19 protein-coding genes, 1 tRNA gene and 1 other RNA gene are annotated in these 24562 nt (G+C 44.8%); 6 read left to right on the top strand and 15 right to left on the bottom strand.

The window, feature by feature from the left end; genetic code table 11:
- Window positions 1-188: 188 nt before the first annotated feature.
- The 4 genes from udp to OU793_RS08675 form a co-directional block, all read right to left on the bottom strand.
- Window positions 189-947 (bottom strand): uridine phosphorylase, encoded by a 759-nt coding sequence (gene udp, locus OU793_RS08690; RefSeq protein WP_005481824.1) that lies wholly within the window; start codon window positions 945-947, stop codon window positions 189-191.
- Between the two features lie 310 nt (window positions 948-1257).
- The gene (locus OU793_RS08685) at window positions 1258-3564 is read right to left on the bottom strand and encodes a zinc/cadmium/mercury/lead-transporting ATPase (RefSeq protein WP_140103316.1); all 2307 of its coding nucleotides are present in this window, start codon (window positions 3562-3564) and stop codon (window positions 1258-1260) included.
- Window positions 3565-3747: 183 nt separating this feature from the next.
- The gene (locus OU793_RS08680) at window positions 3748-4167 is read right to left on the bottom strand and encodes a CBS domain-containing protein (protein ID WP_005461138.1); all 420 of its coding nucleotides are present in this window, start codon (window positions 4165-4167) and stop codon (window positions 3748-3750) included.
- Between the two features lie 343 nt (window positions 4168-4510).
- Window positions 4511-6130: an NAD(P)/FAD-dependent oxidoreductase gene (locus OU793_RS08675; RefSeq protein WP_005461132.1), complete on the bottom strand. Its 1620-nt coding sequence runs from the start codon at window positions 6128-6130 to the stop codon at window positions 4511-4513.
- Between the two features lie 208 nt (window positions 6131-6338).
- Between OU793_RS08675 and fdxA the strand changes: the two genes are divergently transcribed.
- Window positions 6339-6662 (top strand): ferredoxin FdxA, encoded by a 324-nt coding sequence (gene fdxA, locus OU793_RS08670; RefSeq protein WP_005495940.1) that lies wholly within the window; start codon window positions 6339-6341, stop codon window positions 6660-6662.
- Between the two features lie 91 nt (window positions 6663-6753).
- Here the strand turns inward: fdxA and OU793_RS08665 are convergent, their stop codons facing one another.
- From OU793_RS08665 to OU793_RS08650, 4 genes are all read right to left on the bottom strand, one after another.
- Window positions 6754-7488, bottom strand: coding sequence for an RNA methyltransferase (locus OU793_RS08665; protein WP_005461159.1), 735 nt, complete (start codon window positions 7486-7488; stop codon window positions 6754-6756).
- A gap of 132 nt (window positions 7489-7620) precedes the next feature.
- Window positions 7621-7717: signal recognition particle sRNA small type (ffs, locus tag OU793_RS08660), an RNA gene on the bottom strand.
- 137 nt (window positions 7718-7854) lie between these two features.
- The gene (locus OU793_RS08655) at window positions 7855-9858 is read right to left on the bottom strand and encodes a GGDEF domain-containing protein (protein ID WP_025789078.1); all 2004 of its coding nucleotides are present in this window, start codon (window positions 9856-9858) and stop codon (window positions 7855-7857) included.
- 160 nt (window positions 9859-10018) lie between these two features.
- Complete coding sequence (locus tag OU793_RS08650) at window positions 10019-10762, bottom strand: hypothetical protein (protein ID WP_005461144.1); 744 nt, start codon at window positions 10760-10762, stop codon at window positions 10019-10021.
- Between the two features lie 268 nt (window positions 10763-11030).
- On the opposite strand from OU793_RS08650, the gene OU793_RS08645 reads away from it, so the two are divergent.
- On the top strand, window positions 11031-11333 hold the full coding sequence (locus tag OU793_RS08645) for a DNA base-flipping protein (protein ID WP_005461131.1): 303 nt from the start codon (window positions 11031-11033) through the stop codon (window positions 11331-11333).
- Between the two features lie 29 nt (window positions 11334-11362).
- On the opposite strand, the gene OU793_RS08640 is transcribed toward OU793_RS08645, so the two are convergent.
- Complete coding sequence (locus OU793_RS08640) at window positions 11363-11797, bottom strand: YbaY family lipoprotein (protein ID WP_025611316.1); 435 nt, start codon at window positions 11795-11797, stop codon at window positions 11363-11365.
- Between the two features lie 311 nt (window positions 11798-12108).
- Here OU793_RS08640 and tesB point away from each other — a divergent pair, with 311 nt between their 5' ends.
- A complete protein-coding gene (tesB, locus tag OU793_RS08635; RefSeq protein ID WP_005461165.1) occupies window positions 12109-12969 on the top strand; it encodes an acyl-CoA thioesterase II in 861 nt (286 codons plus the stop codon).
- A 64-nt stretch (window positions 12970-13033) separates the two neighbouring features.
- Here tesB and OU793_RS08630 read toward each other — a convergent pair whose 3' ends face one another.
- Together OU793_RS08630 and OU793_RS08625 are read right to left on the bottom strand one after the other, a co-directional pair.
- Complete coding sequence (locus tag OU793_RS08630) at window positions 13034-16078, bottom strand: cadherin repeat domain-containing protein (protein ID WP_180793871.1); 3045 nt, start codon at window positions 16076-16078, stop codon at window positions 13034-13036.
- 455 nt (window positions 16079-16533) lie between these two features.
- Complete coding sequence (locus OU793_RS08625) at window positions 16534-16998, bottom strand: Lrp/AsnC family transcriptional regulator (protein ID WP_005481879.1); 465 nt, start codon at window positions 16996-16998, stop codon at window positions 16534-16536.
- 139 nt (window positions 16999-17137) lie between these two features.
- Here OU793_RS08625 and OU793_RS08620 point away from each other — a divergent pair, with 139 nt between their 5' ends.
- Entirely contained in the window at window positions 17138-18232 is a 1095-nt protein-coding gene (locus OU793_RS08620; protein WP_025522725.1) for a PLP-dependent cysteine synthase family protein, read from the top strand.
- Between the two features lie 121 nt (window positions 18233-18353).
- Here OU793_RS08620 and OU793_RS08615 read toward each other — a convergent pair whose 3' ends face one another.
- Window positions 18354-18671 (bottom strand): DUF1244 domain-containing protein, encoded by a 318-nt coding sequence (locus tag OU793_RS08615; RefSeq protein ID WP_021449582.1) that lies wholly within the window; start codon window positions 18669-18671, stop codon window positions 18354-18356.
- Between the two features lie 215 nt (window positions 18672-18886).
- On the opposite strand from OU793_RS08615, the gene OU793_RS08610 reads away from it, so the two are divergent.
- On the top strand, window positions 18887-19462 hold the full coding sequence (locus OU793_RS08610; RefSeq protein ID WP_005495951.1) for a porin family protein: 576 nt from the start codon (window positions 18887-18889) through the stop codon (window positions 19460-19462).
- 90 nt (window positions 19463-19552) lie between these two features.
- Here OU793_RS08610 and OU793_RS08605 read toward each other — a convergent pair whose 3' ends face one another.
- The 3 genes from OU793_RS08605 to vmeE form a co-directional block, all read right to left on the bottom strand.
- Window positions 19553-19750 (bottom strand): type II secretion system protein, encoded by a 198-nt coding sequence (locus tag OU793_RS08605; RefSeq protein WP_005461161.1) that lies wholly within the window; start codon window positions 19748-19750, stop codon window positions 19553-19555.
- Window positions 19751-19970: 220 nt separating this feature from the next.
- Complete coding sequence (gene vmeF / locus OU793_RS08600) at window positions 19971-23084, bottom strand: multidrug efflux RND transporter permease subunit VmeF (RefSeq protein ID WP_159404159.1); 3114 nt, start codon at window positions 23082-23084, stop codon at window positions 19971-19973.
- Window positions 23084-24178, bottom strand: coding sequence for a multidrug efflux RND transporter periplasmic adaptor subunit VmeE (gene vmeE / locus OU793_RS08595; protein ID WP_011105748.1), 1095 nt, complete (start codon window positions 24176-24178; stop codon window positions 23084-23086). Before vmeE ends, vmeF begins: the two co-directional genes overlap by 1 nt.
- 282 nt (window positions 24179-24460) lie before the next feature.
- On the opposite strand from vmeE, the gene OU793_RS08590 reads away from it, so the two are divergent.
- Window positions 24461-24545, top strand: a tRNA-Tyr gene (locus tag OU793_RS08590).
- The last annotated feature ends 17 nt before the right edge of the window (window positions 24546-24562 follow it).

Here is a 24562-nt window from a genome sequence, read left to right as displayed (position 1 = left end):
CCCTCTAAAAACACGAAAGCAGCTCACTGGAGCTGCTTTTTTAATGCCTGTTTTTAGTGCCTATCCTAGCTTCAATCACTTTGCGTTTTAGAATCTAGAAAATCGCACCTTGAACAAGGCACATAGAAAAACCCAGAGGCAAGCCTCTGGGTTTTTCTGTTTGTTTAAATGCCAACTAAAGTGAGCGCTTAAAGCATTTTACGTGCTGCTTCTACTACAACTTTAATTGAGCGAGCTTCCGTTTCTTTCAGTGTTGCATGATCTGGAATCTCTTTTTGTGTACGGTTGATGATTACACCCGCCACACAACCTGCTTTCAGGCCAGAGCTTGCACACATGGTAAGTAGCGTTGCTGATTCCATTTCGAAGTTCAGCACGCCCATGTCTTGCCACTCTTTCATAGAGCCTTGGAAACGCTTCACAACACGACCAGTGAATGTGTCGTAACGCTCTTGACCTGGGTAGAAAGTGTCACTTGAAGCAGTCACACCCATATGAACTGTTGCACCAGATTCTTCAACTGCTGCTTTCATCGCTGTCGCAACATCAAAGTCTGCAACTGCTGGGAATTCCATTGGAGCGAAGTGTAGGCTTGCACCATCTAGACGAACAGAGCCTGTTGTCACGATCATATCGCCTACGTTTACGTGTGGTTGAATTGCACCAGTCGTACCTACGCGTAGGAATGTGCGAACACCAAGCTGTGCTAACTCTTCTACTGCAATAGAGGTAGATGGACCACCGATACCTGTTGAACAAACCACAACTGGCTTACCGTCTAGCTCTGCGCGGTAAAGCGTGTATTCGCGGTGACTTGCTAGGAATACAGGGTTTTCCATTTGTTCTGCGATTTTTTGAACACGCGCTGGATCACCGGGAATGATGGCTAGAGTTGCACCATTAAGATCAGCTTCAGTAACACCTAAATGGAATACAGCTTGAGACATATGTCGCTCCTTATTGTGGCTTATTTTGTAAACAATAAGCTCATTAGTAAGTTGTTGGGTACAGGAGCACTGTAGCGAACCTTGCACCAACATAGAGTGATCACAATCACATTGATAAAATGTAATAAATCTACAATTTCAAATTAAAACGGTTTAGATCACATTATTCGGGCGAACTTATCATTTCGTTGCATAACAACAAGTCCGACGGCTCAGATTACATTCACAAAACTTATAGTGCTCACAGAAACATAAAAACCCGAGACGAGAAACGCCTCGGGTTAAATATAGAGCAACTTTGAGAATAGCGTTATTGCACTTGTTTAGATTCAAAACGCAGAAGTCGTAGCGCATTGAGTGTCACTAACGCAGTCGACCCACTGTCTGCCAAGACCGCAACCCAAAGCCCTGTGATACCCAATAAACTGGTGACTAAGAACACGCCTTTTAAGCCAAGCGCCAATGCTACGTTTTGACGAATGTTATTGAGCGTCGCACGTGATAATTCAATCATTGCTGGCAGTTCAACCAAGCGGTTGTGCGTTAGTGCCGCATCAGCAGTTTCTAATGCGACGTCAGTACCTCCGCCCATCGCAATACCAATGCTAGAAGCTTTCATCGCAGGTGCGTCGTTAATACCATCACCAACCATCGCAACCGTGTGCTCAGTAGAAAGTTGTTCCACATAACGTACTTTATCGGCAGGCAACAAGCTCGCTTTGTAATCCAAACCAATTTGATGGGCTATCGCTTCTGCACTGCGTGGGTTGTCCCCCGTCAACATCACAGAACTCACACCCAACATTTTCAGCGTGGCGATTGCCTGTTGAGCATCTTGACGAAGAGTATCTTGCCACGCGATCACGCCAATAACTTCGTAATCGTGACGAACGATCACCACGGTTTTGCCTTGTTCTTCCAGTTCAATAACACGTTGTTCAACTTTCGAAGAAACAGGGAAGTCCGCTTTTGATGGCGCAATAACTTGCACTAATTTACCGTTCACCAAACCTGTTACACCAGAGCCGACTTGAGCAGTTTTATCACTTGCCTCAGGAATCGAAACGCCTTGTTCTTCGGCCCGCTTCACTAATGAAACCGCTAAAGGATGACTTGACCCCATCTCGATAGAAGCAGTTAAACTCAGTAGTGTTTCTTCTGTTACATCATAAGTCACCACGTCCGTTACTTGCGGTTTACCTTGTGTCAACGTGCCTGTTTTATCAAACGCGACCGATTCCACTTTGCCAAGCAACTCAAGCGCTGCCCCACCTTTGATCAATGCACCACGGCGTGCCGCAGCAGCCAGACCCGACGTAATAGCAGCAGGCGTTGAAATAACCAAGGCACAAGGACAAGCGATTAAGAGCAATGCCAAACCACGGTACACCCATGTTTCCCAAGGTTGAGCGAACAGTAATGGTGGCGTAACGATGACGGCAAGAGACACCAGCATCATTAGTGGCGTGTACCAGCGACTGAATTTATCGAGGAATCGTTCTAACGGCGCTTTGCGCGATTCAGCTTCTTCAATCAAATGAAGGATGCGGTCAATGGCATTTTCACCTTGGCGGGAGGTCACTTGCACCTGCACTACTTTATCGACTACCACAGCCCCCGCCATGATTTTCCCGCCTTCTTCATGCTCAACAGGAACTGATTCACCGGTCAATGCACTTTCATCAAAGCCGGCTAACGTCGTCATCAATACACCATCAGCTGGCAAACGACCGCCAGGTGCCACTTCAATTACGTCCCCAGGTTGAAGCTGAGACGCTGGTACTTCTTTGCGTACACCATCAATGATCAGCGTGGTGTTTTCTGGTACCAAATCCATTAAGGCCTGAACGCCACTTCGAGCTCGTGATGATGCGTATGCTTCTAGCTTTTCACCAATAAGGAAGAGCAATAACACCATCGCGGCTTCTGCGGTTTCACCTAAGTACAACGCACCTAATGCAGCAACACTCATCAGTGTTTCAATGGCAAATGGTGTGCCACCACGAGCCAGTTTGACGGCCTTACGGGCAATAGGATACAAACCCAGCAAACAGGTTAAAGTAAAAATCCAGCTACTAAGCTGAGGGTTGATGCTTGCGACAAGGCCCGCAAATGCCATTGCACCTGCGATCGATAAAATCTGTAGATTGTCTTGAACAAAACCGAACCAGCCTTTGTTCTCTTTCTTTTGCTTTGGTTTATCCAGCGCAGAAAGCGGGAAACCAGTTTGGCGCGCTGTTTGTTCGATGATCGAACTTAGAGAATGGTCATCAAAATCGACAACTAACTTTTCTGTAGCAAAAAGGACTTTAGCATTCGTAACGCCTTGCAATGACATGATGGCTTTTTCAAGCTTTTGCGCACAAGACGGGCAGTCCATATCGGACACGATCCAACTGCTACGAATCGAGGATTCTCGCTGTTCCGCGGGGCCTTCTTCATCGGCGGTGTCCGAACTGCAACTGCCTCCACTACAGCAAGAGCTTTCAACAGTATCAACACCCGCTTGAGCAATATTTAGCGTCGGTTTAGTTGGCGCGCAGCAAGAGTCATGGGCGCTGAGTGGCACAGCAGTTTTGATTTTGCCTGACTGGCAACCTTGATGTTTTGTACACATAGTTTGTTTTCCTTATTGGCTGAGACTGTTCATCTACCACTAAGGATAAACCTTGGAGCTAGCTCCAAGGTCAAGACGAATTTTGTTAAAAGAGAAAAATAACCACTTCGCTCAACCTCAGCCTTTTTCCGAAAAAAGAAAGACGCCGCAGCGCCTTTCGAAGTTGTCATGTCGATGTCGTCATCAAACTGGATGTTTAAAGCATTCGTTTAACGTCATCCCAATAGCGCGCAGAACATCACGGCGAGTGATGATGCCAACAAGTTTTCCTCGGTCGTCAACTACTGGGTACATTTTTGGCTTACCGACTTTCATCATATCCGCCAACTCAATGACCGACATTTCTGGCGAGACGGACAACACATCTTCATGCATACACTCTTGCACAGTATGTGTATCTTGGCAGTGGTAGCTGGCTTTCACCAACTTATCTAACAAATCTTGTTCAGATAAGAACCCCACTACTTTTTCGTTTTCATCAATGACTGGACCACCAAGCGTCACGCTCTGCATCACTTTGTTCAAAGCGGCTGTGAGTGACATGTCTTTAGTGAAAGTCACCGCTTGCAACGTCATGTAATCTTTTACTTTTAATGAATGCATTCTTATCTCCTTAGCGGCATTTTATTGCGGCCTTAAGATAAGTGTCGTCTACTTTCTTGATTTTACTAAATGGAAATTAGCAATTTTGTTCATAGGCGTAGTCTATTGATCTCTATCAAAATTCATTTATCTACTGCTCTCAAGCTAAATCTTGTTGCATATTTATCCCAATAAGAAAAAGTTATCTGCAGAAGTAAACACCAACAAAAGCCAGAGACATGACGAGGAAACGTCTCAAATGTCGCGCAGAAAATGCTCACTAATCCTAATTAGCTATGCAGCACATACAAAAAAGCCAGTCAGCAAAACTGACTGGCTTTCATCAAATCAAAAAGTGATTTAATTATGCATTTTCCATTGCTGCAACGATGTCACGCGCAACCGCCTCTGCGACTTTAATACCATCGATACCAGCAGAAAGAATACCACCAGCATAACCTGCACCTTCACCCGCAGGGTAGAAGCCTTTTAAGTTTACACTTTGGAAATCTTTACCGCGCTTAATGCAAACTGGTGAAGAGGTACGAGTCTCAACGCCAGTCAACAGGCCATCTTCGGATGCAAAACCTTTGATCTTACGATCGAAAGCTGGAATGGCTTCACGAATCGCTTCTACCGCAAATGGAGGCAGCGCTTTCGATAAGTCTGTGAGCTTAATGCCCGGCGTGAAAGATGGCTCAACATCACCAAGTTGACTTGGATCGCGACCTTTCAGGAAGTCACCGATTTTCTGTGCTGGCGCATCGTAGTTTTCGCCGCCTAGTTTGTAAGCGTTAGATTCAAGTTCACGTTGGAAACGGATACCTGCTAGAGGATCACCCGGGTAATCCACCTCAGGAGAGATACCCACAACAATCGCACTGTTTGCGTTACGCTCTGCACGAGAGTATTGGCTCATGCCGTTCGTCACTACGCGACCTTCTTCAGATGTCGCCGCAACAACAGTGCCGCCTGGACACATACAGAAGCTGTACACGGTACGACCATTTTTACAATGGTGAACCAGTTTATAATCCGCAGCACCAAGAATTGGGTGACCCGCATTTGGACCAAAACGCGCTTCGTCGATCATCGATTGCTTGTGCTCGATACGGAAGCCAACCGAGAATGGTTTCGCCTCCATGTACACACCGCGCTCGTGCAACATTTCAAATGTATCACGCGCACTGTGACCAACAGCCAATACCACGTGACGAGATTTGATCTCTTCACCGTTTGACAATGTCACGCCAGTGATTTGACCGTCTTCCATATGAAGATCATCAACACGAGTACTAAAGCGAATTTCACCACCTAGCTCGATGATAGTCGCACGCATTTTCTCGATCATCGTTACCAGCTTGAAAGTACCGATGTGCGGTTTACTTACGTATAGAATTTCTTCTGGTGCGCCAGCCTCTACAAATTCAGTGATCACTTTGCGACCGTAGAAGTTTGGATCTTTCACTTGGCTGTACAGCTTACCGTCAGAGAACGTACCCGCACCGCCCTCACCAAACTGTACGTTTGATTCTGGGTTTAGCGTGCGTTTACGCCAGAAACCGAAAGTATCTTTAGTACGTTCACGAACTTCTTTCCCACGTTCAACAATGATTGGGTTGAAACCCATTTGAGCCAACACCAAACCAGCAAATAGACCACATGGACCAAAACCGATGACGATTGGGCGCTCTGTTAGGTTCTCAGGTGCTTTCGCAACAAACTTGTATTCCATGTCTGGCGTTTGGCGAACGTGAGGATCGTTTGCGAACTTCGCTAGCAACGCGGTTTCATCGCCTTCAACGATAATGTCTAGCGTGTAAATAAGATGAATATTGGTTTTCTTACGAGCATCGTAGCCGCGTCTAAAGACGTTAAAAGAGATAACTTTCTCAGCAGGAATGCCAAGTTTTTTAGTGATCGCGTCTAATAGCGCGCCTTCCTCATGATCAAGAGGAAGCTTAATTTCATTAATACGAATCATATCGATGTCTCGTTATAGTAGGTGTCTTAGCCAAAAAACCTACTGACGGCCCCCAGCTCACAATGGCGCGCATTTTACGAGAAATTGAATTGTCTGTCATACTAAATCAAGGTTGGACGACGGATTTAACTTGGTGAATGTTGAATTTTGCCTTGGGATGAGTATTATCCCCCTTCTTTGATTTTGACTAACTTAAGAGCTGATTATCATGGCGTTTGTCGTAACCGATAACTGTATCCAATGTAAATACACCGACTGTGTCGCGGTGTGCCCGGCTGACGCCTTCCACGAAGGTCCAAACTTCATGGTAATCAACCCAATAGAATGTATCGACTGTGGCTTGTGTGTTGACGAGTGTGCCGCAGCGGCAATCTTCCAAGAAGACGAGCTGCCTGAAGATCAAATCATCTACAAAGAGCTCAACGCCGAACTCGCAGAAATCTGGCCGGTACAAACTGAAGTGAAACCAGCGATGGATGAAGCGGAAAAATGGAACGGCGTGCCAAACAAGTTGGATATGTTAGAAAAATAACCGCATTCAAAACGAAAAAAGCGTAATGAACCTCAGCTTGACATCGCCTGGGCCGTTACGCTTTTTTTGTATCTAAAATTCGTTGATACGATTAGCTGTGCTGACGACGCATGTTGTCCAAAATGATGCCCGTCGCCATTGCTACGTTTAAAGATTCTGCGCCACCGAAAGCAGGAATCGTGATCTTATCTGTCACGAACTTGGACGCTTCTTCTCGCACACCATGTGACTCGCTGCCCATCAACAAAATACCTTCTGCTGAAAACTCAGTTTTATGCACGCTCTCACCTTCAAGGAAAGCACCATACACTGGCAAGTTTGCTTCAGCTAAGTAGCTTGGCAAATCAACCAAACTCACTTGCACACGCCCAAAACTGCCCATTGTCGCGCTGATGGTTTTTGGGTTATACGGGTCTGCACAGTCAGTGCTCGCAATAATGTGCTTAATGCCATACCAGTCAGCTACACGGATAATCGTACCTAGGTTACCTGGGTCTGAAACACCATCCAGAGCAATCATCAAGCCCTTTGCCTGTGGTTCTTTTACGTTTGGAATCTCTACCACAGCAATGGCGGCGTTGTTGCTCACAAGCGTACTTGCTTTGGTTAGATCATCAAGCGACGCTTCAACGCACTCAAAACCACTCAGCTCTTGGCGGTGACTTTCCAAAAAGTCTGCCGTAGCAAAAATTTGCTTCACAACCAATGAGCTGCTCGCCAACTCTAATACGTTCTTTTCACCTTGAACAAGAAACAAACCATGCGCTTTACGCTGTTTCTTTTGGCCCAAAGCACGAAGCAGTTTTAGTTGGTTTTTTGAAATCATGACAATATCTCAGGTGGAAAGTGAATACTTGGCGAATTAAAACAAGCGTGATTATAAAGTAAAGTGCTCAAGGCAAAAAGAGATGTTAAAAACGAAAAAGCCCCGCTATATAAGCGGGGCTTTTAAAGGGTGGGACCCCAGCCACATCCCGGCACACAAGTCACACGCTGCGGCTGCTTCCTTCCGGACCTGACCGAGTTCACGAGCTATTGTTGCGAGAGGACCAGAGCCCCATAATTCTTTTTTGAGGGCTTGCCTCAATTGATGTTGGGGATTATTCAGTATCGGCCTTCATAATGCAAGGGCAAAAACCGCTAAATCCACTATTCTTCATTCGTTTGGACAAAACTCGATCAATTCATCCATTTAAGACTGAACAAGATAGTCGCTAGAACCAGAATAATGACGAGAAGAATGTTTGCTGACGTACATATCTTCATCCGCCAAATGCAGCGCTTGTTCCAAGCTCATGTGCTGCTTTCGTTTCTCAGAAACACCAACTGAAATCGAGACAGTTTTCAGCTCTGCGCACAATTTATCGGTAACATCCAATCGACTCAGTTCTTGAACGGCTCGCGAAAGCTCTATTTGTGTTGGGTATCCGAGCAAAATAAATTCGTCACCGCCAATACGATAGCTTCGCCCAGACCACACTCTATGTATCTTCAGCGAAAGCAATTGCAGCACTTCATCACCCGCTAAATGACCGTAGGTATCGTTGATTTGTTTGAAGTGATTAATATCTAAATAAAGAATCGCCAAATCCTTATTCACCCCTTGGCGATACTTAACTTGCAAAGAGCGACGATTCCTCAACCCAGTTAAATTATCGGTGTTGGATTGACGATACAGATAGAGAGAAACACAAATTGCCAATACAAGTACGAATAGAAATACCGCTTGGGTTTGTGTTGCCAATCGCACCTCATACTCTAACGCCGTGCGCCAATCTGGACGCAAATCGTATTGAGCCACAATTTTGTCAACGCCCAACATCGCGATCGCGCGGCTAAAATATGGCGCTAACATTGCACCGCGTTCATTCGCGACGAGGCCGATAGACAACTGCGAACTGTAAAACTCCCCTATCGCGGTATCTTGTTCGATGGGCACAAGCTCGCTCAAACGAAGGAAATGGTTGAGCATTGCCGTATCCATCGGGATGTAATCCACCTCCCCTTTAAGCAATGCTTCAATAAGATCGTGCTGCGTGTTAAAACGCTCAAGCTCTTTCAACGGTAAAAGCTGAGTCATCATTTGATCGAAGAAATCGTCTTTGACTACACCGATTCTTTCAGAGATCAATTGTGACACATGGGAATAGGTGTTTGGCTTGTAGCCCAATCGCTTGACCATCACTGAAGCTGGTGAATAGTGCGGTCTTGGGAAATAGCTGAATTCATGCCGTTCTCTGCTCACCGTCAATGGTGCCAAAATATCAAATTCACCTTTCATAAACTGGCGATACATCGACTCCCAACTTTCGTTAGGCTCACTGATGATCACACAGTTTAAATCCAGAATTTCACAGCTTTGTAGAACGATATCGGCTGTCATCCCTTGTACGGTGCCATCAGGGTTGTACACCACATAAGGAAAGATGGATTCCATTTTGATTCGAATTGGCTCTTTTAAATCGACAGGCAGTAACTTGATCGCATCTCGCAGGGCTGAACGTCTCAACTCAAATTGATACAACGCGATTTGCTCACGAAGTTGCTTTTGTACCGCTTCACCATGAATAAACGAGGCAAAGGTATCCAACTCTTCTAAGTGGTGACCTTTTTTACTAATGATAGAAACAGGTTTGATGGAGATCTGATCGTTGAGCATTTTGGCATCAAACCCTTCCAACAACATTGGTTTGAGTTGGTTAATCGCATCAACCACGCCATCCACTAAACCAGTTTGTAACAAACGTACTGCTTCGTTATGACCTTTATAAGGAACTTGTTTTAACTCTGGATGATACTGTTTGATCAGTTCTGAGTAGATGGTGTTTTGAGGCACACCAACACGCGAAATATCATCTAATGTCGAGTCGCTCAGCCCATATAGGTATGTGTATTCAATGTTTGTTGGTCGGGAATAGCTGAAACGCTCGGCGCGAGTATCGGTATAGGTAATGTTGGCAGCAAAGTCCGCGTCTTCATTCGCGACTGCATCTAAAATGGCATCAAAACTCGCGTAGTTGATGTACTCAACACTCACACCAAATTCAGTGGATACCGCATCAAATAAAACGCGAGTGACAACATCATCCGCTTCCGTCGCGATTTTATAGTGAGGCTGTAATGAAGGTTCGGCCTTTACATGAAGGCTTGGCAACAGACAAGCGAAAAGCAGCAGCGTTCGAGCAAGTGTGATCATGACAAACTTATCTAAAATTAACCACTTACAGTGTGGTTATTATTATGGAAAGTAGAATAATTATGAAATGATGAACATATACTAATTCACTTATTGTTTCACAATCAATTCAACAGTCTGCCGCACGGGTCACTTTTTCCTCTGAACGCCTACAACTATTTTATAACTCCGCCTGCTCGTCACTACTACGTAAGATGTAGTCCGTCATCCAAGCAGTACCCAACAAACAGATCCAGACCACAAATACAGGATTTGGTACATCCGTATTAGGGCTCACCACCAACGCTGCAAAACCGACGGTTGGTAGTGTCCAACAAAGCAACTTACTCCAGCGAATCGAGTCTTTTAATTTGGCGAGTGTTTCCATCGAAGCCAACATCCCAGTAATGCTCAACGCCACCAGCACCGCGTAATGAAGATCGGCAATCCATAGAGGCAATAGTAAAAGCAAAGGCCACCAGCTGTGTTTTTCTGAGCGTTTCCAATGCGTTGCTGCCCACCACATGACCACAACAGACAACGTTTGAACCACGGTCACCCAAGCTGAACCATCAAGCTTACCGCCTTGTTGCGTGACCATCAGCCCTACTTGTAAGGTAATCACAATCAAACCGGTAGTAAGGAGAACGCCAAGAGAGCTGCGATGTGAGAACACCACCATAAGTAACGGGAATAGAATCAGCACGCCAACAGACAACGCAATGGGCTGCATCGAAAGCGTCGCACCAAACACCATCATAGCGCCGAGCAACACTAAGCCAGCAAGGCCACCTTGAGGCAACAGCCATAATGCCGGGATCATGAGTGCGAGTACTGGGATTTCGCCCTCACTCAAACTCATCGCTCGGGCACACACAACGGCAAGAAAAGTTGTGATGAAAAATTGAAGTGTTGAAAAAATCATAGCGCCTCCTGGCTTCCCCACCAACTTGGTAACTCAACGGCAAATGAAACTGGGTATCTAAAGTCGTTGAGTGGGTCTAGATTCAAGCTTAGCTTATCGTTAATTTGTATTTCGTGCGCTTGATGCACCAATTTGTCTTTAGTTAAAAGGGCTTTAAAAAGACATCTAACTCACTAGCAACAAATGTTAACCATGCACAAGAACTGTTAGCGAAATACAAGTCGTGTGTATTACCATTCCTTAGCAAGCCACAACGGACAGTTTCAGTATGGACCAATTTTTAGTGCAAATCTTTGCTGTAATTCACCAAATTCCAAAAGGAAAAGTATCGACCTACGGCGAAATTGCCAAAATGGCAGGCTATCCGGGATACGCTAGACACGTAGGGAAAGCTCTTGGGAATTTGCCAGAAGGTAGCAAATTGCCTTGGTTTCGAGTCATCAATAGTCAAGGGAAGATATCGCTGAAAGGCAGAGACTTAGACAGGCAAAAGCAGAAATTAGAAGCAGAAGGGATCGAAGTGTCTGAGATAGGAAAAATCGCCCTCAGAAAATACAAATGGCAGCCTTAGGCTGCCATTTTTGTTCGCTATGTTTGGTATTAACGCGTACCAACTAGACGAATATCCAACTGGTGAGTTTGTGCTTCATCTGTGATCACACCGTTATGCGTATCACTGATGAAACGCAATTTACCATCGACTTCAATACGCGCGCGCACGCTGTAAGTGTGATTCGGTTTAATTTCGTTGCTGTCGTAACTCAGCTCAAACGAAAGAGGAACTTGCTTACCTTCTGTTTCGAACGTTTGTTTTGCTAGAAGCTTAGATGGCGCATCAGCCAAAGACACATCTTCTAGTGTTACCGTAACCACAGCATTTGGTGGTAGAGCAATACGTTCACGGTAAGCCACTGTACCTGTAATTGTCTTCATTGACGCCTCAGCAGATTCCATTTCTGTTGTTTGAGAAGTTTGGCAACCCACTAACGCAGCGCCAACAAGTAAAGAAGTAACAAGTAGTAGTGTTTTTTTCATATATTCCTCAAGAAGAGTATTAAATCGGGATAAGTATAGGGTTGGAATATAAAACTGTCTTGTTTCCTTTCGTTTATTTGACAATAGTTTGACTAAGTTAGAATTTTTCAAACAATTGATTTCGTTTCATAATTAGGACTGGCCGGACTTTTCCTGCAAAGCAGAAACGTTGTTACTATTCCTTTTGCCTTATTCGTAGGTTTAAGGATGAGACTACTATTAAGTCACTCAACAGTTCTAAACAAAGTCACTTCACAGATCATCAGATCTTGAGGTAACGTGAAGAAAAAACACATCGGTGAGGAGACACAATGAGTAAACCATTACGAGAATTGCTCAGCCTACTACAACTCGAAAAATTAGAAGAAGGCTTGTTTCGTGGACAAAGTGAAAACCTAGGTTTACCTCAAGTCTACGGCGGCCAAGTGATTGGACAAGCCCTCTCAGCGGCGCGTTATACAGTAGAAGAAACACGCACTGTACACTCCTTCCATAGCTATTTTCTCTACCCTGGAGACCCTGAAAAGCCGATCATTTACGATGTGGAAAATTTAAGAGATGGACGTAGCTTTAGCACCAGACGCGTTAAAGCAGTGCAAAATGGACGACCTATTTTTTACCTAACGGCTTCTTATCACGGCGATCAACCGGGGTTCGATCACCAGAAAGCCATGCCAGATATTCCGGGGCCTGAAAACTTCGCCTCAGAGAGTGAACTCGCAAGTCATATCGCGGAGTTTCTGCCAGAGCGCTTGCGTAAAACATTCTGCGGAGAAAAACCGATTGAGACTCGCCCTGTCACGGTGATCAATCCTCTAAAACCCAAAAAAGCGGAGCCAAAACAGTACCTTTGGATTCGTGCTAACGGTGAGATGCCAGATAACCAACTGATTCATCAATACTTGTTGGCTTACGCGTCAGATTGGGGATTTTTGGTCACGGCGATGCATCCACATGAAGTGTCGTTAATGACGCCGAATTTCCAAGTTGCGACGATTGACCATTCAATCTGGTTCCATCGTCCCTTCAAGATGGATGAATGGCTTTTGTACGCAATAGAAAGCCCAACGGCGAGTAATACTCGAGGCTTAGTGCGTGGCGAAATTTATAACCAGCAAGGTCATTTGGTGGCGACTGCCGTACAAGAAGGAGTCATGCGCTACACGAAATAACCCGAGCGCATAAGATGCAAAAAGGAGTGCTCAGCACTCCTTTTTAGTGGGTATCAAACGATGATTAATTCGGTTGATACTTCATGGTGACCACTGACCACTCATAAAGTGATTTCGGATAGCCGTACTTGCTTTTGCCGTACACCACATTTGGCTTGGCATAAAAACCGCCGTCATCACTCGCTAAGAACTCACGTTGACCGCGACGGTAGTACACGATAGGCGCTGCCAACTCATACTCAATGTTTTCTAGTTTAGAGTCGTCAATCACTAAAAAGCGAGTCATGCGAATCGTACTACCGTTCGCACAATAGCCTGCAGCATCATAATCAATTGCATCGAATGGTTTTAGATCATCAGAAAACAGATCCGCAGTACAGCCATCAAATCGAGCAACATGTACCCAGACTGCCTTTTGTTGGGTTCGGTCATCGCTACCCACTGGTTTTAACAAGAACAGCGCGACCTTACCTTTGCCAAATTTTTGCAGCTCATCATCCGTCGGTTCACGTACCGAACGCGACCCCATGATGCCAAACTCACTTTCTTCTAAATTGGAAAACTGTGGGGCACTGAGGGTACTGACGATGACGGTTTGTTCGCTATCAAGTTGTGTGTATTTATCTGCAACACCCGATTCTGCCAAATCGACATGAACCGTAACTCTAGTTCTTGGTAACGCTTTGTAATCTCGCGATTCACTCTCAGAAATATCCAACGCAATAGAATGATATTGAGAGTAATTAGTTAGCGTCAACTCAGCTTTCGCATTGTCTAACGTGGCAAACTCTTCGCTCACGGTATCAGCAAATGAGTAAGTACGAGTGCCTACCGTTTTACCAAAATCCAAACTAATCGTCTTAAATGGCGTAAATTCCACAGTTTGAAGCTTCGTCGTAAGACCTGGATGATCCGCTTTATTAATGGTGCCGTTAACCAATACGGTTTTAGTTGTATAGTTACGTGCAGTTAACGTCACTTCCACTTGGTAGTCGCCAGCATGCAGCACTTTCAAACGACCAGAATCTGAAGATAACAACTCAACCACCGGCTCAGCTTGGTTAATCAGACGGTAGCTTGCTTTGGCTTCTCCCCCACTCATCACTGGTGTGATAACCGCACCAGCAGAAAAGTCCAGAGTTGGATAAGTAATAGAAACCGGGTTGCTACCTTGTTTAATCGTTACAGCAAAACTACTTTCACCTGGAGTAAACTTATCGTTGCCTGCGTCCGACACAATAACTCTGGTGCTGCCCGCATTCAGAATGCGCATATCACCCGTTTTGCGATCTAAGGAAACCACATCAGTTGCAGAATCCGTCGCAAATCGGTAGCTCACTTCACCAACCGTACCGAGAATAGATGGTTTTTGGACATAAGGTTGGTTGATGTTCCACGTACCTTCTACTACGCCTGACTGGATAGCAATTCGGCTTGGCGCACTCAGAATGTTGAAGCGAACTTTTTGATCTGGACCGGCCGTGTAATTTGCACTCTCTTTCCTGCGAACCGTTAACGTCGTTTGACCCGCTTTGTAGACACGAATAAGACCGTCACCAATAACATCTGCAACACCTGGAGAAGTATTGTCAACGACTTCCAAATGATCATTGCTGGCCGTTAAACCAAAATCACGCTGCAAGTTAAAATCGTAGTCTTTGCTGTATACCATTTCATAATCTTGCGTCGTCATCGCTTGGCCTTGCGCTTTCGCAACTTTGATCACAACATTGAATTGAATTGGTTGGTAAAAGTCACCGCCATCATCTTCAAACTTAAGACGATATTCGCCCGCGGTATCCACTTCTAAGTTGCCATCCTTCATTCGAAGACCTTCAGGCAACCCACCAATCAGACTGACTTTGCCTTTCTGACCAGCAAACGCCATTGGAATAGCCAGTTTAGGCTGATAAGTGAGAGACATTTCCACGTCTTTCATTACCGGATGAGGTGCGCGTTCGATTTCAATGTTGAAGCGGGTTTTACTTGCTGGATAATTACGCAAGTCGTATTCGTAGGCTTCAACTTCTGCGCTACCAACACCTTTGATCAACAACGCTTCACCATCCGTAGTTTTAGCGACAACATCTTCACCATTGATGATGCGATATCCATAGTCGCCGCGAGCGTGTGCAACTTGAGGGAAAATGCGTCCACCGTCTTCATACGTCTTAGCAATATTCGCAACACTGATGGCTTGACGTTGACCCGGTTTCACATCGACCACAAACTGAGCGACTTGCTGCTTGTTTAAGAAAGCATCGCTGTATGTTGCTGTCGCCTCGACGGTTACCTGACCAACGTTGTGGATCAAAAGCAAACCCGTTTCTGGGTTTAGTAACTCGGCAACCTCGTTGTCTGGTTCGCTGCGCAGAATTTTGTAAGTGATATTTTGCGTTTCAACTTTATCCAAACGTGAAGGCGCTAAGGTTAAACCGTCTCGATACTCATCTTCGATTAAGGCAAATTTAAGTTGCTCAGCACCTATCGCATACAATGTCACGGTTGCACGAACTTGCTTAGGTAGATATAAGTCGTTACCTGAATCGGAAATCAGTACAGAAGCCTGCCCCGCAGAACCAAGTGAATAAACAACGCCGTTATCATCAACTTGAATGAGGTTCTGCCCGCTTTCGACTTGATAACTCAGTTTACCTTTCTGCCCGCGCACGGTCAGAGCTTTCCCGTCAGGATCGAGTGCAACTAGGCTTAAATCACTGGCAGAAAGATCATTGTTAAAACCTCGTTCAACCGTGACCGAAAACGTCGTTTCAGAAGATTCATACACAGAACTGGTATCTGTTGCACGAATTATCGCGGTGCCTGGACGCAGGATTTGAAATACTCCCGAATCATTCACCCTCACCACATTCGGCGGATTTGAATCAATGACTTGGTAAGATACTGAGCCGCGAACGTTGCTCAATAGTGTCTGAGTGATGGTTCCCACACCCTCAAACTGCAACGAGGCATCTTCAACAATCAGCTGTGGACGACTCTGCTTCGTGATAGAAGTTGGAGAGCTTGTATTGCTCGGCTTGGAGTCACCTCCTCCACCGCAACCAGCAAGTAAAGCAGCAAGAAAAATCAAATAATAATTTCTGTTCATTTTTAGTAATAATTTGTTACATCTCAAGGAGCGAGATAATAATACGATGTTTTATTAATCGCTATCCCTATTGTTGATGACTTTATTACTTAAGTGTTTACTACTATATTAAGGGTAAAAATAAATTCTGATAAATGGCGAGAAAATTACCCGAAAAACGCGAAGCAAACGTTTAAATTAATGTAATTAATTAATTTAGAAAGAGTGAATGTTCAACAAAATAAAACAGGAAAAATAATGAAGAAAAATTGCATTAATTTTTGGCGGGCTATGCTGTATGGACATTAACAGATTAGAAAAACATAATTATCTAATGCACAAATAAAAGCAAGAACGAATCTCGTTTATATTTAATAAAAGAGATATGTATTTTAAAACTGGAATAATGTCACTCTTACATTCCATTTTAATGTCTCGTCAGTAACAACTATTATTCCAGTGACTGTAAACTTAGATTAGCTTCGAATTGGCAACTCAGTGGTATATTTAATCGACTCCATTGCAAATGTTGAAGTCACGTTAGATAGCCCTTTTACACTATTCACTAAGCGCTTATAAAATTCGTCAAAACACTTCATATCTTTCACCAGCACTTTCATCATGTAGTCGTACTCGCCGGCCATACGATAAAACTCCATCACCTCAGGGAAATCACTCACTGTTGTGACAAAATGGTGATACCAATCTTCGGAGTGATCGATGGTTTTTAACTGAACAAAAGCGATAAAAGACAGGTCGAGTTTTTCTGCGCTCAGTAACGCGACGCGCTTTTCAATGTAGCCTTCCTCTTCCAACCTTTTTAAACGCTTCCAACATGGTGTTGTTGTCAGATTAACTCGCTCTGCTAAGTCATTTAATGACAAGGTGCTGTCGGTTTGTAGCAAAGCAAGCAGCTGCTTATCGACCCGATCTAATTTCATTTCCATAAAATCCATAAAATGTAGAAAATTTTTCTATCCCAATACCCATCAAGAGCAACTATAGCAAAGTTTTTCTCTCACCTTATAGGTAAATTATCCCTATCTAATGCTTATCTATCGATTTCCAAGGAGAGACGCCATGTGTACTGACCACAACTGGATCAACAATGCAGTGCGTAAAATTGAAGCAGATTTTCAACGCTCTGCTGATACTCATTTATTTAAACTCGAACTGCCTTCTCTTGATGGTATCGATATCTACCTAAAAGATGAGAGCACACATCCAACAGGCTCTCTCAAACACCGATTGGCGCGTTCGTTGTTTCTTTATGCGATTTGTAATGGGTGGATTGGTCCTGAAACCACAGTAATTGAAGCATCCTCAGGCAGCACTGCCGTTTCAGAAGCGTATTTCGCTCGCTTACTTGGCTTACCTTTCATTGCCGTTATGCCAAAAACCACCGCGCGTAAAAAGATTGAACAAATTGAGTTTTACGGTGGCAAAGCACACCTTGTTGAACGCTCAGATCAGATTTATGACGAGTCTCGACGTTTGGCTCAAGAGTTAAATGGTCACTACATGGATCAATTTACTTATGCTGAACGTGCAACTGATTGGCGCGGCAACAACAATATCGCGAACTCGATCTTCAGCCAAATGCAGTTAGAAGATCACCCAATTCCGAGTTGGGTAGTGATGAGTCCAGGAACCGGTGGCACATCAGCAACCATTGGCCGCTTTATTCGTTACCAAAAATACGACACCAAACTGTGTGTGGTAGACCCTGAAAACTCAGTGTTTTACGACGCCTTCCAATCCGGCAACAGTGAATTAAAAGGCAATACTGGCAGCAAAATTGAAGGCATCGGCCGACCACGTGTTGAACCAAGCTTTATCGCCGGTGTGGTTGATGAGATGCGAAAAATTCCTGATGCGGCAAGTGTCGCGACCGCGCATTGGGTTTCTCAGCTGATTGGACGTAAAGTCGGTGCATCTACGGGGACGAACCTCTACGGTGTACTTCAACTGGCCTGCGAAATGAAACAACGCGGTGAAACAGGCTCTATCGTGACACTTCTATGTGACTCTGGTGAGCGTTACTTAGATACGTATTACGACTTAGCATGGGTAAAAGAGAACATCGGTGATATTCAACCTTACCTCGCGCAACTTGAAGTCATTCAAGCGAAAGGCTGTGTTGAGCCGGCATGTTGTGGTCCAATTACCGCTTAAGATGCAAATTCGAATGTAAAAAACGAGCCGGCATGTTGTGGTCCAATTACCGCTTAAGATGCAAATTCGAATGTAAAAAACAGCCCGCTTAATGTGCGGGCTGTTTTTTTATTGATTGGGATTACTTTTTCTGACGCGCTTCAAACGCGGCCAATTGTTCTGGCGTTGCTGCTGGTTGATGGTTTTGTTTCCACTCATCATAAGTCATGCCGTAAACACGTTCGCGAGCGTCATCAATATCTAAATCCAAACCGAGATTTTCAGCCTCTGCTTTGTACCATTTGCTAAAGCAGTTACGACAGAAGCCCGCAAGGATCATCAGGTCGATGTTTTGCACATCTTTGTTTGCATCTAAATGCGCCAATAAACGACGAAATGTCGCTGCGTCTAACTTGTCTTGTTCTTCTTGAGTCAGATTTTTATATTTGAATTCAGCCACTTTACTTTCCTTCTCTCTTATTTGATTGGCTTTCGTCACCATATCCAGTTAGTCCACTTTCATAAGTAGGAAGTATGCTTTAGCGCAACAATTCCCATTCGAAAATCACTACCTTTGAACAAAAACTGATATGATAAGCGCCATCTATCTTATTGATTAAATTAATATTAACACAAATCATTACAACGGTCTTTTACAAAGGTTATCGTCAAGTTATGAAAAACGCCATCCTATTATTGTCTGCCTTGACCATCAGTGTGCCGACTTTTGCTGCTCAAGAACAAACTCATCAATCTTATTTTTATCTAGGTACTGGTAACGTTGGTTTCGATACGCCGTATTTTGGATCAGACAGAGACAATGAGTGGTCCACACCGCATATCACTGTTGGTTGGGGCTATCATGTTAATCAATACCTTGCGTTTGAAGGTGTACTTCGTTACTCCCAAAACGAGCTTAAGAACGACACGCTAAAAACAGATTTGGATTTGCACTATTACCAAGCGGGCATGTCAGCGGTATTAACCAGTGACAACCTAGGCGACACACCACTCTCTTTGTTTGGCCGCGTGACCGCTTTGGGGACTCAAGCAGAAATGTATGTTCCAAATGCCCAGAAAGTGACTGACGACTCTGGCGCTCTGTTTAACGTGGGAGCTGGAGTTCATTGGGATATGAGTAAAGATATCTGGTTACGCGCAGAGTACATCTACAATGTCGCAGATATGGGTTTTGAAGACTTTTACGACAGCTATGAAGGTCTACAAATCAGCTTAGGAAAACGCTTCTAGCGCGACGTTGAACCCAGAATTTGAAGTTAAATGTAAAGAAGCCGAGGCAAATGCCTCGGCTTCTTTTATCAATCTAAAAAGTAGCTTTGCTTATTGAGCGGAAAATTTTTCTGCGGTCTCTTTGTTTACATGACTGCTAGGTTGAACAGTATCAAGTGACGCTAAAATACCATCTTGATGACCTTTTAGCGCATTCGTAAACGTTGGAAGTGCAGTGGTGACTAACAACGCCATAATACCCGCAACCAGAACCATTTCTACCATGTAACTACCACGAACTTTTTTCAAGGGAACACCTCAATAATCATAGGTATAGCCACCTTCCTGGCTTTATACCTAGCAAGACTCGACATTCAGTCATAAACGATGAGCGAGTCCTGTGCCCCTCGAAGAAGTGGCGAAATAATAACCACAATTAATGGTTAGATCTATAAATAATCACTAGAAATATAAAAAACGCCGAACAAAAATGGTTCGGCGTTTTTAATCAAAGCGTTACATGTTGTCGTTAAGGATGCACTGAGCGGCCTTTCGAATCGTGGCTGAGCGCTTTGTTCAGTTCTGCTTCTACGTGACCAGGAGCTTGTGTTTTCGCAGAAATCAGTCGGTACATCGCAGGGATAACAAACAAGGTCACCAATGTAGCAAACCCCATCCCGAAAAAGATAACCGTACCCACGGCAATACGGCTCTCATAACCAGCACCTGTTGATACGATCAACGGGATTGCACCTGCAAGTGTGGTAAACGCAGTCATCAAAATTGGGCGTAGACGTCGCGCGGCGGCATCAATGATCGCTTTTTCAAACTCAACGCCACGGTCACGTAGCTGGTTGGCAAATTCTACGATCAAAATGCCGTTTTTCGTTACCATACCGATCAACATGATCATGCCGATCTGGCTGTAAATGTTCATTCCTTGCCCCATCACGACCAAACCAAGGAAACCACCAAACACACCCATTGGTACAGTGAACATCACTACTAGCGGGTTCACGAAGCTTTCAAACTGAGCCGCCAACACGAGATACGCCACCAACAATGCCAGTGCAAACACAACTGCGACACTCGCTTGGTTCTCTTTAAAGTCTTTCGACTCACCCGAATAACTCACAGAAATGTCACCCGGCAAGTTGTCGATAGCTTGCTGATCGAGGTAATTCAGCGCTTCACCCAATGTATAACCTTCGGAAAGATTTGCAGTAATGGTGATGGACTTCTGTTTGTTGTAGTGAGACAAACGGATAGATGCTGCCACTTCTTCTATTTTTGTGACCGTGTCTAATGTCACTAGCTCGCCGCTGTTGGTACGCAGATAAATCTGACTCAAATCGGCAGCATTATTGAAGCTATTTTCATCACCGCGAAGGTAAACATCATATTCTTCGCCACGCTCAACATAAGTCGTTTCGCTTTTACCACCGAGCATGATTTCTAATGTGTCAGAAATGTCTTTTACGCTCACACCGAGTTCAGCCGCGCGTTGTTTGTCGACCGTAACTAACAGCTCTGGCGTTTTCTCGGAGTAGTCTATCTCAGCGCCTTCCATCATGGGTGATTCTTCGGCTTTGTTCTTCAACAGTTCAGCCCAGACGAGAAGCTCATCATAATCCGAACCGCCTAATACGAACTGAACTGGCTCACTCGAACCACCTTGGAAACCTGGCATAAATGGGAACACTCGAACATCAGGGATACCCGCCAATGCACCACGTACTTTGTTGAGCGCTTCCTGAGCCGTTACATCACGTTCATTCCAATCTTCTAGAATCATGATCACAAAGCCAGTTTGGTCACCTGCCTGACCACCGAACGCTGGCGTTTGGATGCTGAATGACTTCAGATAACCTTGCCCTAGCAATGGCATCAATCGGTCTTCGACAATATCCATATTGGCTGACATTCGGTTGTACGACGTAGCATCTGCGCCGCGCACAAACGCAAAAATCACACCGCGATCTTCTTGTGGCGTCAATTGAGCTGGTACTTGATTCATTAGGAAATAACTGCCGCCCATACAAGCCAGAATCACCAAAGGCGCAGCCAAGCGAGCTTTCAATGCTCCTTTCAATAATGAGCGGTAGCCATTCTCCAGCTTACTAAACAGGCGATCGACCACTTCGTTGAATCGATTGGGTTTTACATTTGCCTTTAGGATCTGGCTGCCCAACACAGGTGTAAGTGTCAGTGCAATCAAAGAGGAGAAAATTACCGACATAGCCAGCAATACAGAAAACTCTGTAAATAGCAGCCCTACCATGCCATCCATAAAGGAAATTGGCAGAAACACCATCACCAGAACCAACGTTGTCGCGATAACCGCAAAACCAACCTCTCGAGTGCCTTTGTACGCGGCAAGCAAAGGCGATTCACCACGTTCAATATGATGGAAGATGTTTTCAACAACCACAATCGCGTCATCCACCACTAAACCAATAGACAGGATCAACGCCATCAAAGTGATCAAATTGATAGAAAAGCCAAAGTAATACGCGGCAATGAACGAAGAGATCAGCGAAACGGGCACCGTAACCGCTGGGATTAGAGTCGCACGAGCTTGGCCGATGAAAATATACAACACCAAGATCACCAAGCCACCTGTAATAAACAGCGTGCTGTACACCTCTTCGATTGAACGCTCGATAAATACTGTCGCGTCGTAATCAATCGCGAGACGTGTTCCTTCTGGTAAGAACTTCTGAATGTTATCGACTTCAGAACGAACCAGCTTCGCCACTTCTAACGGGTTTGCGTCTGACTGCGGTACCACACCAAGACTAATGTTTACAACACCGTCACTTTTGAAGGTCGAGTTCTCGTTTTCTGCACCAATAAAGACATCCGCCACATCTTTTAGGTAGATAGGCGTGTTGTCGCTTGCACGTTTAATGACAAGATATTGGAAGTCCTCAGGCGTGTTATAAGTACGAGCTGTACGCACCGACATCACCGTCGAGTCGTTGCGAACTTCACCACCCGGGCTTTCTAGGTTCTCACTTCGTAAAGCTGATGTAATATCCGATGCCGTGACCGCACGACCAGCCATAAGCTCTGGTTTGAGTTTCACGTACATGACTTTGTACAAACCGCCAGAGAGATCGATAGAACTCACACCCGTGATCAAACTGAAACGATCCATCAGAACACGCTCGGCATAATCCGTCAGCTGTGTGCGGTCCATTTCAGAAGAACTTAGATTGATGTAAAGGGACGCTTCACCCGAACCATTGTTCTTGTAAACAATTGGGTCATCTGCTTCATCAGGTAACGAGCGCTGAGCACGAGCAACGGCGTCACGCACATCACTCACCCCAGTATTCAGATCGTAACCTAACTCAAAGGTGATCGTGATGCGAGACATGCTGTTACGAGTGGTGGAACTGATTTCATCAATGCCACTGATCCCAGAAAGCTGATCTTCCAATACGGAGGTGATTTGGCTTTCAATAATGGTCGCCGACGCGCCTTCATAACGCGTGCTGATAGAAACGACTGGGCTCTCAATATCAGGCATTTCACGAACAGCTAATTTGGTGAATGACACAAAGCCAAACACACACAACAGCATGCTCAGAACTAACGCCGCGACAGGGCGTTTAACTGAAACGTCGGAAAGTAACATTAGTTTTCTTCCTCAACCGATTCACTGTCATTGCGTGTCACATCCGTGGTGTTCGCTTTGAGTGGCGCGACAATTTCTTTCACTTCAACGCCATCACGCATGTTAACAATACCTTGAACAACGATCTTGTCACCAATCTCAACGCCAGATTCAATCACTACTTCGTTGTCGACACGCGCACCCAGCAGCACCTCTTGGCGAGTCGCTTTGTTGTTTTCATCAATTACATATACAAAGCGTTTGGTGCCTGAGTATTCAAGTGCTTGAACAGGAATGATCGGCGCTTTAATAGCAGGAAATGCCAGTGAAGCGTTCATCAACATGCCCGGTTTCAATTGGTTTTCTGGGTTATCAAACTCAATGCGCACGCGCAAATTCAATGTCTCTGCACTGATTCTGGTATCAATACCAGTGACTTTCCCAGAAAAACGTTGTTCACCCCAAGCACTGGTCTTCGCGGCAACTTCCATTCCAACTGACAACATCGACAAATAACGTTCTGGAATTTGTAAATCCAACTCCATGACCGACAGATCGTCTAATGTCAGAAGCTCAGTTCCTGCGCTAACCATTTTCCCGCGGCTGAAATCGATAAATCCAACCGTTCCAGAAAAGGGCGCGGTGATATGCAGATCGGCGAGATTCGCTTTCGCAGCATCAAGTCGAGCCTGAGCAATCTCCACGCTTGCTTTTTGAGCATCAATTTCGGTTTGAGTAATTGCGTTTCGTTTAACTAAACGCTGAAATTCTTTTAACTTACGTTCTTCATCTTTTAAGTAAGCTTTTGCCTCAACCAGCGCTGCTTGCGCTTTATCATCATCCAATTGAATTAACAGTTGGTTTTGTTGCACGTTCTGGTTTGCTTTTACCGCAATTTGTTTGACCTTACCTGCAACTTCTGAAGCGACAACCACAGACTCTGCCGCCTTCAATTTGCCGATAAGGGATAAAGATTGATTAATTTCGTGCGTTTCTACTTGCTCAGTCACAACCGTGACCGCAGACGGACCTCGCTTTGCTGCAAAAGCGCTAGGGGAAGCCATTAATATAGAAAGCGTTAAAACAGATAAGGATAAAGTGGCTTTCATGCTCATGATCTTGACTACTAAACGAATAAACTTATGTCATTAAACTGCTTACAGTTTATCAATAGATACGTCTCTTAACGTCAAGTAGTGTAAATTCCAGTAAAAAGTATATTTTCGTTCTGTATAAAGGACATACAAAACGCTGACTTTCTACCATCTTTGCCCAAAAAGGCAGCATTCAACGTAAAAACGCTAGAAAAACGCTTTACAGCCGGAGCGAGTTTGCTATGATGCGCTCCGCACTTGAGAGATGCGTTGGGAAAACATTTTTCAAGTATAAAACACCCTGGAGGGGTTCCCGAGTGGCCAAAGGGAGCAGACTGTAAATCTGCCGGCTCCGCCTTCGATGGTTCGAATCCGTCCCCCTCCACCATATTCTTTCTTGTGATT

This window comes from Vibrio sp. VP6, from assembly GCF_028823755.1.
In the GTDB taxonomy this organism is placed as follows: domain Bacteria; phylum Pseudomonadota; class Gammaproteobacteria; order Enterobacterales; family Vibrionaceae; genus Vibrio; species Vibrio parahaemolyticus.
This window is presented reverse-complemented; position numbering and strand designations above follow the sequence as displayed.

Coding starts and splice junctions, on each gene's coding strand:
- OU793_RS08625 (WP_005481879.1), bottom strand. CDS start 16,998: ATGAAATTAGATCGGGTCGATAAGCAGCTGCTTGCTTTGCTACAAACC.
- OU793_RS08640 (WP_025611316.1), bottom strand. CDS start 11,797: ATGAAAAAAACACTACTACTTGTTACTTCTTTACTTGTTGGCGCTGCG.
- OU793_RS08650 (WP_005461144.1), bottom strand. CDS start 10,762: ATGATTTTTTCAACACTTCAATTTTTCATCACAACTTTTCTTGCCGTT.
- OU793_RS08675 (WP_005461132.1), bottom strand. CDS start 6,130: ATGATTCGTATTAATGAAATTAAGCTTCCTCTTGATCATGAGGAAGGC.
- OU793_RS08630 (WP_180793871.1), bottom strand. CDS start 16,078: ATGAACAGAAATTATTATTTGATTTTTCTTGCTGCTTTACTTGCTGGT.
- udp (WP_005481824.1), bottom strand. CDS start 947: ATGTCTCAAGCTGTATTCCATTTAGGTGTTACTGAAGCTGATCTTAAT.
- OU793_RS08685 (WP_140103316.1), bottom strand. CDS start 3,564: ATGTGTACAAAACATCAAGGTTGCCAGTCAGGCAAAATCAAAACTGCT.
- OU793_RS08665 (WP_005461159.1), bottom strand. CDS start 7,488: ATGATTTCAAAAAACCAACTAAAACTGCTTCGTGCTTTGGGCCAAAAG.
- OU793_RS08610 (WP_005495951.1), top strand. CDS start 18,887: ATGAAAAACGCCATCCTATTATTGTCTGCCTTGACCATCAGTGTGCCG.
- vmeF (WP_159404159.1), bottom strand. CDS start 23,084: ATGTTACTTTCCGACGTTTCAGTTAAACGCCCTGTCGCGGCGTTAGTT.
- OU793_RS08655 (WP_025789078.1), bottom strand. CDS start 9,858: ATGATCACACTTGCTCGAACGCTGCTGCTTTTCGCTTGTCTGTTGCCA.
- OU793_RS08645 (WP_005461131.1), top strand. CDS start 11,031: ATGGACCAATTTTTAGTGCAAATCTTTGCTGTAATTCACCAAATTCCA.
- OU793_RS08680 (WP_005461138.1), bottom strand. CDS start 4,167: ATGCATTCATTAAAAGTAAAAGATTACATGACGTTGCAAGCGGTGACT.
- fdxA (WP_005495940.1), top strand. CDS start 6,339: ATGGCGTTTGTCGTAACCGATAACTGTATCCAATGTAAATACACCGAC.
- vmeE (WP_011105748.1), bottom strand. CDS start 24,178: ATGAGCATGAAAGCCACTTTATCCTTATCTGTTTTAACGCTTTCTATA.
- tesB (WP_005461165.1), top strand. CDS start 12,109: ATGAGTAAACCATTACGAGAATTGCTCAGCCTACTACAACTCGAAAAA.
- OU793_RS08620 (WP_025522725.1), top strand. CDS start 17,138: ATGTGTACTGACCACAACTGGATCAACAATGCAGTGCGTAAAATTGAA.